Raw genomic sequence first — 13,750 nt, 5'->3', positions numbered from 1 at the left:
TGAGCGCTTTGCTTACAAGTCGTCTTTTCGCTCTTCAGCCTTAGCTGCAGACCATCGCTCTTCTAAACGCTCAACCGATTCATCTTGAAGTCGACTGCCCGCGTCAATCGCTGCACTCTCAGCTCGCCTAACCCTTTGCTCAAACCTACGATTAGCTTTGCGCAGTGAGGCCTCAGCATCAACCTTCAAGTGTCGCGCTAGATTTACGACGGTGAATAATACGTCGCCTAACTCATTCTCGATCTCTTCCCGGTCATGGTTTTCACGGGCCCGGGACAGTTCGTCAAGCTCATCATCAAGTCGAGATAAAACCCCGTCTGAAGACGAAAAGTCGTATCCCAAAGACGCACCGCGCTTTTGAAGCTTTTGAGCCCGTGCAAGTGCGCTCAGTGTCATAGGGATATCATCCATGGCACTCTGCTGCGATCGAGCCGCTCTCTCAGCCGCTTTTTCTGCTTCCCAGTTGGTCTTGATAGAGGTGATCGAAGCTCGATCGGTTATCACACCCTCTAAGTCACCGTCTTTGAATACATGGGGATGGCGGCGCAATAACTTCGTTGTGATGCGTGAGACCACCGTATCGAAATCAAAACGGCCCTCCTCCTTTCCCAGCTGAGCGTAGAAGATCACCTGAAACAACAGATCGCCGAGCTCCTCTTCGACATGGTCAAAGTCGTTCTGTTCAAGCGCATCGATCAACTCCAAACATTCCTCGAGCGTAAAAGGCGCGATCGACTGGTATGTCTGCTTAAGGTCCCATGGACAACCCGTATCAGGGTCCCGAAGACGCTCCATGAGCCGCTGCAACTCAGTGATACCGTAAGTCTTGTCCTTCATCCTTGATAAACACCGGTAGACAAATAACGATCACCGCGGTCGCAGACAATCGCCACCACCGTAACGCCGTCGTTCGCTTCGGCAATATCGATCGCCGTTGCAATGGAGCCACCGGACGACACACCCGCAAAGATACCCTCCTCGCGCGCCATTCGGCGCATTGTTTCCTCCGCGCGAGTCTGCGAAACATCAATGACTTGATCGACAGCTGCCGGATCGAAAATAGCCGGCCGATACGCCTCAGGCCAACGCCGAATTCCCGGGATCTGTGAGCCCTCGATGGGCTGTAAACCAATGATTTCAATGTCGCTATTTTTACTTTTCAAGAAAGCGGAAACACCCATAATTGTTCCCGTTGTGCCCATTGAACTAACAAAGTGCGTGACCTGTCCGTCCGTTTGCTCCCAAATTTCGGGACCTGTAGAACTAACATGTCCAAGGGGGTTGTCGTTGTTAGCGAACTGATCGAGCACAATTCCCTCGCCTCGCGTTGCCATGTTTGCTGCGAGGTCACGAGCACCTTCCATGCCTTCCTGCTGACTCACTTCGATAAGCTCAGCGCCGTAAGCTTCCATAGACCACTTTCGCTCTGCGCTCATATGACTCGGCATGATCAATTTCATCTTGTACCCACGAATTGCGGCCGCCATAGCGAGCGCTATGCCTGTATTGCCACTCGTTGCTTCAATGATGGTATCTCCCGGCTTAATCTGGCCGCGCATCTCGGCTTCACGAATCATGTTCATGGCCGGTCGATCTTTCACAGAGCCCGCAGGATTGTTGCCCTCGAGCTTCGCTAAAACGACACTATTTGGATTTCGCATCATCCGCTGAAGACGTACCAGCGGAGTCTGACCAATCGTGGACTCTATGGTTGGGTAAGCTTCAAACGACATTTCTTCAAAATCTCAGCAATCACGCGGACAGGCGGCGGTCTATCATTATCGTACAACGGCAAATGCCACGACGGTATCTACTTCGTCCGAAAGCGACAACAACACATCTCGGCCCCCCATACTGATCAAACGTGCCTGAGCTGCACCGTCCAATATCACCTGCGGCTGATTTAAGCTGTTTTTCTCAATACTGATACAGGACATGGTGACGCCATCACGAAACCCAGTACCCAGGGCCTTCACGATCGCCTCTTTGGCTGCGAAGCGCTTGGCGAGAAAGCGTGCATCCACCGAGTGCTGCCCCATCTCTCTATTCGATAGAATTTTACGGGTAAATTTAGGGCCAAACTTTTCAAATACGCGCTCAACACGCGCTATTTTCACAATATCAACACCAATGCCAAGCACTTACTCATCTCCTTTGGGCTGACTCAGATCACGCCATTGGCCAAAAGCTTCCCTAACCTTCAAGGGCCGACCGTCAAGACGGTAGTCGATGGCTTGTCGCATCATCTTTTTAAGTACTCTGCGGGCACCTTCATCCAACGCAGTCCGCTCACGATACCAACTGTTAAGCTTTATTAATTCAGCCCCTGACAATAGCCCCTCAGATTGACTTTGCTCGCTCTCAACAAACCCTCGGTCAGGAACAAATAGATACGAACACTCCGCTTTGAAACGCTGACCTCTGTGATCAGAGTCCCACTGGATTTCATAACCCAGCTCCTCAAAAAGCGCTATTTCAAAGCGACGCAGCGTGAGATCGAGGTCCGCCCTTTCGCCAAGTTCAACTAATGACGCGCCGTAACTCGCAAACAATTGGGGTACCGAGTCCCACTTGGGGAGTAAGCGGACTAGCAACTCATTCATATACAAGCCTGAAAAAAGCCGCTCTCCCGGCAGTGAAATCGCCACACCGGCTGTCTCAGCAGATGAGAGGTATTTCAATTCGGACTGTCCACCGAGCGCCACAAGGATCGGGCAAAAGGGCTGCATTAAGCTCGCAAACGACCCGCCGCGCTGCTTTCGATGTGCGCCCTTTACTACGACTGAGGCGCGACCGCTGTCCGCCGTCAGCAATTCAACTAACAGGCTTGAGTCGCGGTAGGCTCTTCGTCCTAGTACCCAAGCCGGTTGAACGGAGGTTTTCACGTATCACCTTCTAATCCCAAACTTCGCAGCGCACGAATATCATCAGACCAACCAGACTTTACTTTCACCCAAAGCTTGAGCATGACCTTGTTGTCGAACGCCTTTTCCATGTCACGCCGCGCTTCAGTACCAATTGATCTAAGCCTCGCACCACCAGTACCAATGACAATACGCTTCTGCCCGTCACGCTCAACAAAAATAATAGCGCTGATGTGCAACACGCCGCGGTCGTCGCTCTGAAATCCCTCAATTTCAACAGCGGAGGTATGAGGTAGTTCGTCGCAGAGTTGCCGGATTATTTTCTCACGAATAAGTTCAGCGGCGAGGAAACGTTCGGTGCGATTTGTGATTTGTCCCTCAGGAAACAGGTGATGTCCCTCGGGGAGCTGCTCTCGAACGAAAGACTCCAACACATCCAGATTCTTTTGCCTCAGAGCTGACACCGGAAATACGCCTGCAAAATTGCTCCGCGCTTGAAGCGTCTCGAGTTCTGGCAACAAACTGTTCGGGTCATCCAGCAAATCCATTTTGTTGATGACCAGCGCGACAGGTGCGCTCGCTGACTCGATTTTCTCCAAAATCCAGCTATCTTCCTCAGTCCATTTCGCTCGATCGATCAGAAAAAGCACCAGATCCACATCCGACATAGCCGAAGTTGCCGAGCGGTTCATAGCCTTATTAATGGCCTTGGGCTCGTTGCGATGTAGTCCTGGTGTATCGACGAAAATCATCTGATCACTGTCTACAGTCTTGACACCTAAGACCTGCTGACGGGTTGTCTGTGGTTTACGTGAAGTGATGCTCAATTTCTGTTCCAGCAGGAAATTAAGCAATGTCGACTTCCCAACATTGGGTCGGCCAACCAAAGCCACTAAACCGCAACGGGTGGCGGACTCATTATTCATTAATCAGAATCTCCAAAAGGTCGTGCGCTGCCGCCTGCTCAGCTTTTTTGCGGCTGGACGCACGCCCATACGTTACAAGGTCACCTACGTCGCTGTGGCACGATACTTCAAACTGTTGATTGTGGTCCTCTCCGGTAACGGATACGACCGTATACTGAGGTAAGGCATAACCCTTTCCCTGCAGCCACTCTTGCAATAACGTCTTAGCGTCACGGGTCGAGGTAGTGTCAAGGCTGGCAACACCCTCTACAAACCACTGTGAGACGATTGCACTTGCTCGTCCGAAATCCGTCTCCACCAAAATAGCGCCGGCTATGGCCTCTACGGCGTCCGCTAAAATACTGTCTCGGTGCCGCCCACCACTTTTACGCTCACCGGTGCCCAGCTGAAGCAGTGACCCAAGATCAAAGCGCTTTGCAATGACAGCGAGACCGTCCTTGGAAACGAGTTTTGAACGCAGCCGACTCAGACTACCCTCATCCAGCGACGGGTGCGCCGAAAACAACAGCATCGCGACCACCGCATTAACCAAACCATCGCCAATGAACTCCAAGCGCTCATTATTCGTGGCACCAAAACTTCGATGGGTTAGTGCTTGCAATAAAAGTGCAGGATCCTCGAACTGATAACCGATGCGCCGCTCGAGGTTCGCCAATTTAGGTTTGAGTGTCAGTGTCGGCAAGGCGTCTCTCCGAAAACGATCACGGCGTCGTTAATCTCTCTTCAAACGACCACACACCGCGAACGCCCCCCACAAGGGGAAAATCAACCTCGTACTCGAGCTGGAGGGTAAGCTGAGCTCTGCGGCGCCTGATTTTCACTTCGGATGCGTCCACTTGATCGACTGAGTTAAGAGACCACGCATTGTTGAGTTTTTTACGAAGCTGCAAGGAGGTATCGTCCGCTGGATCGTATTCCTGAACTATCGTCTCTAAAACCGACACAATGACTCTGTGCTCTAAATAAATGGGCGTTAACCTTAAGAGCACGGTAAGGACGAGCCAGCCCGACAGCGCGTAACAGAGCAGTTGAACGGTGGACGCCCCAGACTGGTTCTGACGCGTTGCAGTCCAAGACTTATTCAATTGAGGCCGCCTACCCTATCAAAACTTGGGATACTGAAGATCGACTCCCAATGCATCCATATCGCCACAGCCTGACCAACGATATCTCGCTCAGGAACCTGGCCCCAAACACGGCTGTCCAGGCTATTATCCCTGTTATCACCCATCATAAAGTAGTGCCCGGGCCTTACGACCACACTGAAATCTCGAATGGGTCGCGAGAGATCCACCTGAACCAAGTGAGACTTGTCGTCTCTTGGTTGCTCAAGTCCGATTTGCAGTCGACGCGTGCCCGGAATCTCAGCCAACCACTCCCTTGGAACGAGTTTGCCGTTCACCGTGAGCTGCTTATTGCGGTACTGAATGCGATCCCCAGGAATGCCTATCACGCGTTTTATGTAATACGTCTCATTGGCATGCGGCGGATAAAACACCATGACGTCACCTCGGTCTGGACTCGAAACATCCCAAACCTTGGTTCGTGTCACCGGTAACCTCAAGCCGTAATTGTATTTATTGACCAGAATGTAATCCCCCACTTGGAGCGTTGGGACCATTGAGGATGAGGGAATTTGGAAGGGCTCGTATAAAAAGGAGCGAAGCACGAGAACAAAGGCCAGTAAGGGAAAGAATGACTTGGCGTATTCCACTACCAAAGGTTCACTCGCCTCCCCTACAGCCGATTCGATGAATAGTTTCGCATCCGCTGACTCGGGGTCGTTCCATTTTGGGAACTGCTGTTGTAGCACCGCTAAGCGAGCCGCGCGCGGGCGCGCCAAAAACAGTGCGTCAAGCAACCAGATACTGCCGCTCACCCCAACGACGATCGTTAAAATAAGGGGTAGGTCTATATTCAAAAGCTGGGCCCTCTCTAATTGGCTTCTAGTCTACCTGAAGCACTGCAAGGAACGCTGATTGAGGAATTTCGACATTTCCGACCTGCTTCATTCGCTTCTTGCCCGCTTTTTGTTTCTCTAAGAGCTTCTTTTTCCGCGTGACATCGCCGCCGTAGCATTTCGCAGTAACGTTCTTACGCAATGCCTTAACCGTCTGACGCGCTACGATTTTCCCTCCGACAGCGGCCTGAATGGCAACGTCGAACATCTGACGAGGAATAAGCTCTTTCATCTTCTCTGTCAGAACGCGACCACGACTTTGGATGTAATCGCGATGCACGATTACGGACAAAGCATCGACTCGGTCGCCATTAATGAGGACATCTAACTTACTCAACGGGGCAGTTTCAAAGCGCTCAAAACCGTAATCAAGCGATGCATAACCGCGACTTACCGACTTTAGCCGGTCAAAAAAGTCGAGGACAACCTCGGCCATGGGTACGTCGTAGATAACTTGGACCTGTTGCCCCAAGAATTGAAGGTCTACTTGCGCACCACGCTTTTCGACGCAGAGCGTAATGACGGCACCGAGGTAGTCTTGGGGCGTCAGTATCGTACAGCGCGCGATGGGTTCTCGCATGCTTTCGATATCACCTAAATCCGGAAGTTTGGATGGATTATCAACATTCACGACATCGCCCGACTTTTTCACGACCTCGTAAATAACGGTCGGTGCGGTTGTGATGAGGTCCAGACCGTACTCTCGCTCCAACCGTTCCTGAATGATTTCCATGTGCAGCATGCCAAGAAATCCACAGCGGAACCCAAAGCCAAGTGCGTCGGAAGTCTCGGGCTCATAAAACAACGATGCGTCGTTCAGTGTAAGCTTGCCTAATGCGTCACGAAAGTCTTCGTAATCGTCCGCATTGATCGTAAAAATACCCGCATAAACCTGCGGTTTTACTTCTTGAAAACCCGGTAAAGCCTGAGTATCTGGCGCATTAGACGCAATGAGCGTATCGCCGACAGGGGCGCCCTTAATATCTTTGATACCGGCGACAATGAATCCAACCTCACCCGCTTGAAGTTGATCAGTGACGGTACGCCGCGGTGTGAACACGCCTACCATGTCGGCTTGATGCACCTTCTTGGTGGACTTCACCATAAACTTGTCGCGCTTCTTGAGCCGTCCTTCTTTTACACGTACAAGTGAGACGACACCGAGATAATTGTCAAACCAGGAGTCTATGATTAATGCTTGCAGCGGCTTTTCTCTGTCCCCTTCGGGTGCTGAGATATTCTCAACGAGATACTCCAGAGCATCTTCGATACCAAGGCCCGTTTTCGCGCTGACAGGAACTGCCTCGCTGGCCTCAATCCCAATAATCTCTTCGATTTCATTTTGAACACGTTCTGGCTCCGCTTGCGGCAGATCCATCTTGTTCAGGATAGGGAGCACCTCCAAGCCTTGCTCGATGGCCGTATAACAGTTAGCCACGGACTGCGCCTCGACCCCCTGCCCTGCGTCCACAACGAGCAGCGCCCCCTCACAGGCGGCAAGCGATCGAGAAACTTCATACGAAAAATCAACGTGTCCGGGCGTATCGATGAAATTGAGCTGATAGACCTCGCCTGACCGGGCGGTGTAATTGAGAGTAACGCTCTGCGCTTTAATGGTAATACCGCGCTCTCTCTCTAGATCCATGGAGTCAAGAACCTGCGCCTCCATTTCTCGGTCAGATAAGCCCCCACAGTGTTGTATGAAGCGATCCGCGAGCGTCGACTTGCCATGATCGATATGCGCGATGATGGAAAAATTTCGAATGTGACTCAATTCGGTCACGCTAACTCCCTTTGAATAATGGGGGCGCTGAACCGCGCCCCGAGCGCGCGCAGTTTAGCGCAGGCGCGAGTCCGATGCCCACTTAGGCGTCAGTCATTTTCCGGTACTTTGATACCAATGAACAAAGGCGCACCTTGGCGAATGAGTCTCAGCGACACGGAGTCACCCGACTCAATTCCATCCAGCGCAACCTCCATATCGGCCAAGCGACTAATCGCTTTTCGACCAAAGCGTGTGATCACGTCCCCCTCTCTGACACCGGCTTCATACGCGGCAGAATTGATCGCAACCTCCATAACGACCACGCCACCGCGCAACTCACCTTCTGCCTCGCTCTCACGATCAAGGTCTCTGACGCTCATCCCCAGCGCCTTCAAGACACCGGGTTCCGATACACTCGCGACGACACGCGGCGTCTGGTCAGCCTCCAGCGCACCGATTTCCACCGAAATCGTCTCGGCGTCACCCTCGCGAATAAGCGTCATGGAAACCGTTGATCCAGGGGAAATTAAGCCTATTACATGCGGGAGATCCGCGGACACCTCTATTGACTCGCCGTCCACTTCGACAATGATGTCACCCGACTGAATACCTGCTCGCTCAGCCGGTGACCCCTCGCCCACTTGAGCCACTAAAGCGCCTCGTGGACGATCCAAATCAAAGGACTCAGCAAGTGTACGATCCACATTCTGAATACTGACGCCCAGCCAGCCACGAACCACCGCTCCATTTTCGCGTAATTGCTCAACAATGTTTCTGACGACTTTAGATGGAATGGCAAAACTCAAGCCAATCGAGCCGCCTGAGCGCGTAAAGATCTGGGAGTTAACACCCACGACTTCGCCGTCTAGATTAAACAATGGACCACCCGAATTGCCGGGATTAATCGCGACGTCGGTTTGAATAAAGGGTACGTAGTTTTCGCCACGCTCGGTAGGGAGGCTGCGCCCTTTAGCGCTTACGATGCCAGCCGTGACTGAATAATCCAATCCAAACGGAGACCCTATGGCCAACACCCACTGTCCGACCTTGAGATCACCCGATTTTCCCAACTTCACATAGGGCAGCTTTTTCGCATCGACCCGCAATAATGCCAAGTCCGACCGCTGATCCGTCCCAACGACCACCGCATCGTACTCTCGGCGATCTGAAAGTCTCACTATGACGCGGTCCGCACCATCGACGACGTGGTGGTTGGTCACGATGTACCCATCAGCGGAGATTATGAACCCCGACCCGGAGCCGCCTCGGGGTGCGGGCGGATTTCGGTTTTGAAAAAATCGCTTTAACGCCTCGGGTAGTTGGTCTAACTCCTCAAACTGCTCCATTTGATCTGAGCTATTTGAGGCCGGCGCTCTCGCCTCTGCCACAACTTTGACAACGGCTGGCGAGGAATCCTCAACGATACCTGTGAAATCTGGCAGCGACGCCATGGTGAGAGGACTTAAAGAGAGACACAAAGAACACAAAATGGCTCTTAACAACATATGAAAACTCCGAGAATTAGTTAACCCGTGCTTTTTTCTTACCCAACGAGTTACTGCGTTGGATCGACGACCATAACGGGCTGTACGGCGGTCTCTACTAGCCGTTCTAATACCGGCTCAGTATTTCCAAGTAGACCGCGCGCATCCATCCAACGAAGGCATATAAAACCCACAGCGAGCCCAACAAAAAAAGCACCTGCCACGTAAAGATCGCTGCGATCAGCCTGTGACATTGCCAACGCTAAGCCCAACCCGAGCGGACCACCGTACAAGGTTAACGCGCTTTTCGTTAATGTGGATCCACGGATCGAAATTTCAACCCTGTCATTGATTGAACACAAAGCGGCCTGCAGCCGTTCCGAATTCCTTGCCCTTACAAGGCCTTTATCGCCCGTAAGCATCCCGGCAAGCGTTCTGTGCCCGCAACCAGACCTTGCCGCACACGACCCACAAGCGGAGCTGCGAATCGTCTCGACCCAAACGCCGCTCTCCTCAATCGCAACCACGCGTCCTGATTCAATGATATCCATGCTTATTGCTGTCCAGCTGTGAGCTTTACCGCGTCAGCAATGACTCGCGCTGCCGCCAGGGGCACTTCGCCGATGACGGTGACAAGGATGTTCTTTCCAGAGACGACACTGCCTCGAGTGTACGTCAAGGTCGCCCCGCGCCGCACAGCACCCTCACCTGGCTTCGTGGTGCTCGGCAGGGGTTCAAAAATAACCGTCGCCGCCGCGATACCATCGGAGACGAATAAAGCTCGCTCCTCAAAACCACGAGCAAGACGTGCGCGATAACCGTTTGGCAAACCCGCCACTTTGACAAAGCGTGGGCGTGTTGGCGCCGCCTGCTCCGGCGACGGCTCTTTCGACAACGATGCAATGGTCACCGTTGCGAATTCGTGCCGCTCGAGTAACTCGCCTTTTTCGCTGATGGTGTCCGATCTTAAAATCACACCAGACTTTTCCTCAAGCGCTAGGCTATAACCAAGCCTCAGGGTGTCTCTTGGTCTCAACTGGAGAACGCGGGTCGACTTGCCGGCGACCTTTGGACCAGCAGTGATCGCAAGTGTGTAAAACTCGAATACCTCACAGGGATCGAGGTATCTCCCCAGAGGCAAGCCAAATGATTGCTGTGCATTATTGGCGTTTGAATTGAAATACTCCGCGGTGCCCTCGGGCGCATCGCTTCGATTCACTGATATGAAATCGCGCGCACCTGCAGACTCTCGCAAGAATGTTCCGCTTACAGCATACGTATCTCGTGACTGCTGCAGCCTCTCTAGATAGCTCGCGGCTTCGGGGTCAACGCCACACTGAGCGCCCGCGGCCTGTGAAAGCCCGCCCCCTAAAAAGACGCCGACAACAAGAAAAAAACGCGGTATTAACAGCTTCTTTGTGGTCAATGTTTACTGATCCACCTGAGGCTCTGCCAGTCGCGCAATGAACGGGGAGATACTGACATCAGCCGCGGTCGCCTGATGAACAGCACCCAATGAAGATGAGCGTTTTTCGGCAAGCTCATTGTAGAACGCTCGCGTCGTTGCCGCCTCGGCTCTACGGCCAGCGCTTTTATCCACCTGCGCAGCCCTCGAATTTTGCGATAAGGGCAATGTTGGCTGCGCAAAGCTAGCCTGAACCGCGCCTGTTCCCGGAAGCTGAACAACAGCACCTGGTGCCGTAATTATCGGTAACGGCTCGTCAGAGAAAAGAAGCGCCTGCTGGCCCCCTAAGACCACCGCAATGGTGACGGAGGCGGCCACGGCCATTGACACCAGCGGATTCGCAAAGCGACGCTTGTCACTCGAAATAGCCTCGCGCACTGCACCACTGACATCAACAGCGCTGAACGACGCAGCCCCCGAGCGCATCACCTCACGATACTGTTGTTGACGTTGCCAGTAATTGCGCAACTCGTCAGATTCCTCGCCACCTTTCAACACTCTGGCGAGATCCAAGTCGTTTGCTTCACCATCTATCAACGCGGAAACGCCTTCACGACCTGTGGGCGAAGTGCCCGAAACGCTTTGTTTATTGTGTTCTTTCAAACTCAATTCCCCTGCAGTTGGGCGGCCACCTTTAAATCGATGGCTTCCCGCGCCCTAAATATACGAGATCTCACTGTACCGATCGGACATTCCAACACCTCAGCGATCTCCTCGTAACTTAACCCATCAAATTCTCGCAATGTCAGGGCTGCACGCAACTCTGCTGGCAGTCCTTCAATTGTTGCCGAAATCAGTGATTCCAGCTCTTGCCCCATGATTACCGCGTCAGGGGATTCGTTGTCTCTCAATCGATTCGGGATCTCAATAGACTCCGAGTCGTCCAGTGCGACATCCGACGATGGACGTCGTCCTTGCGCCACCAGATGGTTTTTAGCGGCGTTCGCGGCAATCCTATATAACCACGTGTAAAAGGCGCTATCGCCTCTGAAGTTAGGTAACGCCCTATAAGCCTTGATGAACGCCTCTTGTGTGACATCCTCCACCTCAGCATGGTTGTTTACATAGCGCCCAACCAACTGCGCAACCCGCCCTTGGTACTTAAGCACCAGTAAATCAAATGCCCTCGAGTCTCCCCTTTTGGCCCGTTTTACAAGCTTGTCATCCCCATCGCCCAGTGCCAACGTACCGCTTCCTTTTATCAGAGCCTGCGTCGCTTATCGGTCAAATAACCAGAGGTCCCTAACGGGCGCCGCGCAAATTCTTGAATTCTATGACTTCACCGCTTCCGAAAAGTTCATAATGTTTGCAACAATAGTAGGAACGCGGCCCCCAAGCTTGCCGTAGCGATCCATTGGAGTCCATCTTGGAAACAAAACAATTTGACGTTCTGATTGTTGGCAGTGGTGCTGCCGGCCTTAGTCTCGCGTTGCAACTACCCGACTCTTTGAGTATCGGTCTGTTGTCGAAGGCGGGGGTGCACTCTGGATCGACCGCCTGGGCCCAAGGCGGCATGGCGGCGGTATTACACGAGCGAGACACAGTAGACTCACATGTGAATGACACGCTGCAGGCGGGTGCAGGGCTCTGCCATGAGGACGCCGTTCGCTTTACCGTGGAACAAAGCACAGACGTAGTGAACTGGTTAGTTGACCAAGGCGTTGACTTCGATCTACGAAACGACCAGCCCGATGATGAATTCCAAGAGTTCCACCTCACGATGGAGGGAGGACACTCTATACGAAGAATCCTTCACGCAGCGGATCAAACGGGTAGCGCGATCTCAAAGGCCTTGAATCAGCGCATCGCAAAGTGCGAAAACGTTGAAATCCTCACAGACAAGTGCGTAGTCGACCTCATTAGTGACGGCAACAGGGTTCAAGGGGCCTACGTTCTCAACACCACAACGGGCTATGTGGAGACGATTGGCGCTGCAACGGTAGCGCTTGCAACGGGTGGCGCGAGTAAAGCGTACCTCTACACCAGCAACCCAGACGGTGCCACCGGGGACGGGATCGCTCTAGCCTGGCGAGCGGGGTGTCGGGTCGCGAACTTAGAATTCAATCAGTTTCATCCAACGTGCCTTTATGACCCGAAGGCTCGCACCTTTTTACTAACCGAAGCGTTACGGGGTGAAGGCGCGACTCTACATTTACCTAATGGCGAGCGATTTATGCCTCGCTTTGATCCTCGCGCCGAACTTGCACCAAGAGATATTGTTGCCCGCGCCATTGACTACGAGATGAAGCGGTTAGGTCTCGACTGCGTCTACCTCGACGTCACACATAAGTCACGTGAGGAAATAGAGGCCCATTTTCCAACCGTACAGGCCCGGTGTCAGGCGCTCGGCATCGACATGGCGGTTGAGAGAATACCGGTTGTGCCTGCAGCGCATTACACCTGTGGAGGCGTTATTGTCGACCAATTCGGCGCTACCGACCTGCCCGGACTCTACGTGATTGGGGAAACCGCCTGCACGGGACTTCACGGTGCCAATCGGATGGCGAGCAACTCGCTTCTCGAGTGCTTTGTCTATGCATTAAGTGCGGCAAAACATATTAAAAACAATCGTCTACAGCAAAAATATAATAATCTACCTCGCTGGGATGATAGCCGCGTTAGAGTGTCTGACGAGGCGATTGTCATCAAGCACAGCTGGCAGGCCTTACGCCGTTTGATGTGGGACTACGTCGGTATTGTGCGGACGAATCGTCGATTGAAGCGGGCCGCAAACCATCTCAAGGTGCTCGAGCAAGAAGTTGATGATTACTACTCAAGCTTCACGATCACCAAAGAGCTGCTGGAATTGCGAAACCTAACGTTGGTCTCGAGACTGATGGTGGAATGCGCACGTGAACGCAAGGAATCGCGAGGTTTGCATTACAACAGCGACTACCCAGACACACTCAAGGCCAGCGCTGACAGTGTACTGGTCCCAGTAAACAGCCGATCTCAGCTAACGGTCCTGCCCCGTTACAGTCGTTGATCGACGCTCACCCTCTGCTTTTTTATGTGCGCGGATTTCCATCACGATTGGCATCAGGACATCAGCAGGTTCAGACCGCGCCATGAGCCACTCAAAGAGGTCTTGGTCGGCTTCACCCATTAAATCCTTGTAAAGCCCCTTCATGTCATCGCTTAAATGGGGGTACGCATTGGCGACAAAATCCTCTAAAAATAAATCGAGTTCCAGCAAGCCCCTTCGGCTCGCCCATCGCATCCTATTGTGATCATCATGGTTTATCATGGCGCCACACTACTCGAAACTCGAACATTCTTCGAGTGG

General features: G+C 52.7%; 16 protein-coding genes. 1 reads left to right on the top strand and 15 read right to left on the bottom strand.

Annotated elements, in window-relative coordinates:
- Positions 1–12: 12 nt before the first annotated feature.
- The 14 genes from mazG to rpoE form a co-directional block, all read right to left on the bottom strand.
- Positions 13–837: a nucleoside triphosphate pyrophosphohydrolase gene (gene mazG, locus E0F26_RS08170; RefSeq protein ID WP_279241176.1), complete on the bottom strand. Its 825-nt coding sequence runs from the start codon at positions 835–837 to the stop codon at positions 13–15.
- Positions 834–1,733: a cysteine synthase CysM gene (gene cysM / locus E0F26_RS08165; RefSeq protein ID WP_279241175.1), complete on the bottom strand. Its 900-nt coding sequence runs from the start codon at positions 1,731–1,733 to the stop codon at positions 834–836. The genes mazG and cysM overlap by 4 nt, the downstream gene beginning before the upstream one ends.
- Positions 1,734–1,778: 45 nt before the next feature.
- Positions 1,779–2,141 (bottom strand): holo-ACP synthase, encoded by a 363-nt coding sequence (gene acpS / locus E0F26_RS08160; protein ID WP_279241174.1) that lies wholly within the window; start codon positions 2,139–2,141, stop codon positions 1,779–1,781.
- Positions 2,142–2,885, bottom strand: coding sequence for a DNA repair protein RecO (gene recO, locus E0F26_RS08155; protein WP_279241173.1), 744 nt, complete (start codon positions 2,883–2,885; stop codon positions 2,142–2,144).
- A complete protein-coding gene (era, locus tag E0F26_RS08150; protein WP_279241172.1) occupies positions 2,882–3,790 on the bottom strand; it encodes a GTPase Era in 909 nt (302 codons plus the stop codon). The genes recO and era overlap by 4 nt, the downstream gene beginning before the upstream one ends.
- The gene (gene rnc / locus E0F26_RS08145) at positions 3,783–4,472 is read right to left on the bottom strand and encodes a ribonuclease III (protein WP_279241171.1); all 690 of its coding nucleotides are present in this window, start codon (positions 4,470–4,472) and stop codon (positions 3,783–3,785) included. Before rnc ends, era begins: the two co-directional genes overlap by 8 nt.
- A 19-nt stretch (positions 4,473–4,491) precedes the next feature.
- Positions 4,492–4,875, bottom strand: coding sequence for a DUF4845 domain-containing protein (locus tag E0F26_RS08140; protein WP_279241170.1), 384 nt, complete (start codon positions 4,873–4,875; stop codon positions 4,492–4,494).
- Positions 4,872–5,711, bottom strand: coding sequence for a signal peptidase I (gene lepB / locus E0F26_RS08135; protein ID WP_279241169.1), 840 nt, complete (start codon positions 5,709–5,711; stop codon positions 4,872–4,874). Before lepB ends, E0F26_RS08140 begins: the two co-directional genes overlap by 4 nt.
- 25 nt (positions 5,712–5,736) lie before the next feature.
- Positions 5,737–7,533, bottom strand: a complete 1,797-nt coding sequence (lepA, locus tag E0F26_RS08130; protein WP_279241168.1) for a translation elongation factor 4 — start codon at positions 7,531–7,533, stop codon at positions 5,737–5,739.
- A gap of 89 nt (positions 7,534–7,622) precedes the next feature.
- A complete protein-coding gene (locus E0F26_RS08125; RefSeq protein ID WP_279241167.1) occupies positions 7,623–8,966 on the bottom strand; it encodes a Do family serine endopeptidase in 1,344 nt (447 codons plus the stop codon).
- A 104-nt stretch (positions 8,967–9,070) separates the two neighbouring features.
- Positions 9,071–9,550 carry a SoxR reducing system RseC family protein gene (locus E0F26_RS08120; RefSeq protein ID WP_279241166.1) on the bottom strand — a complete coding sequence of 160 codons (480 nt, stop codon included), beginning with the start codon at positions 9,548–9,550 and terminating at the stop codon, positions 9,071–9,073.
- Positions 9,551–9,552: 2 nt separating this feature from the next.
- Positions 9,553–10,425 carry a MucB/RseB C-terminal domain-containing protein gene (locus E0F26_RS08115; protein ID WP_279241165.1) on the bottom strand — a complete coding sequence of 291 codons (873 nt, stop codon included), beginning with the start codon at positions 10,423–10,425 and terminating at the stop codon, positions 9,553–9,555.
- A 3-nt stretch (positions 10,426–10,428) separates the two neighbouring features.
- Positions 10,429–11,067 carry a sigma-E factor negative regulatory protein gene (locus tag E0F26_RS08110; RefSeq protein WP_279241164.1) on the bottom strand — a complete coding sequence of 213 codons (639 nt, stop codon included), beginning with the start codon at positions 11,065–11,067 and terminating at the stop codon, positions 10,429–10,431.
- A 2-nt stretch (positions 11,068–11,069) separates the two neighbouring features.
- A complete protein-coding gene (gene rpoE / locus E0F26_RS08105; protein ID WP_279241163.1) occupies positions 11,070–11,648 on the bottom strand; it encodes an RNA polymerase sigma factor RpoE in 579 nt (192 codons plus the stop codon).
- A gap of 179 nt (positions 11,649–11,827) precedes the next feature.
- Here rpoE and nadB point away from each other — a divergent pair, with 179 nt between their 5' ends.
- Positions 11,828–13,450, top strand: a complete 1,623-nt coding sequence (gene nadB / locus E0F26_RS08100) for an L-aspartate oxidase (RefSeq protein ID WP_279243212.1) — start codon at positions 11,828–11,830, stop codon at positions 13,448–13,450.
- Here nadB and E0F26_RS08095 read toward each other — a convergent pair.
- On the bottom strand, positions 13,421–13,711 hold the full coding sequence (locus E0F26_RS08095; protein WP_279241162.1) for an FAD assembly factor SdhE: 291 nt from the start codon (positions 13,709–13,711) through the stop codon (positions 13,421–13,423). The genes nadB and E0F26_RS08095 overlap by 30 nt on opposite strands.
- Between the last annotated feature and the right edge of the window lie 39 nt (positions 13,712–13,750).

The organism is Candidatus Paraluminiphilus aquimaris, assembly GCF_026230195.1.
GTDB lineage: Bacteria > Pseudomonadota > Gammaproteobacteria > Pseudomonadales > Halieaceae > Luminiphilus > Luminiphilus aquimaris.
This window is presented reverse-complemented; position numbering and strand designations above follow the sequence as displayed.

Coding starts and splice junctions, on each gene's coding strand:
- E0F26_RS08120 (WP_279241166.1), bottom strand. CDS start 9,550: ATGGATATCATTGAATCAGGACGCGTGGTTGCGATTGAGGAGAGCGGC.
- era (WP_279241172.1), bottom strand. CDS start 3,790: ATGAATAATGAGTCCGCCACCCGTTGCGGTTTAGTGGCTTTGGTTGGC.
- E0F26_RS08125 (WP_279241167.1), bottom strand. CDS start 8,966: ATGGCGTCGCTGCCAGATTTCACAGGTATCGTTGAGGATTCCTCGCCA.
- cysM (WP_279241175.1), bottom strand. CDS start 1,733: ATGTCGTTTGAAGCTTACCCAACCATAGAGTCCACGATTGGTCAGACT.
- E0F26_RS08095 (WP_279241162.1), bottom strand. CDS start 13,711: ATGATAAACCATGATGATCACAATAGGATGCGATGGGCGAGCCGAAGG.
- mazG (WP_279241176.1), bottom strand. CDS start 837: ATGAAGGACAAGACTTACGGTATCACTGAGTTGCAGCGGCTCATGGAG.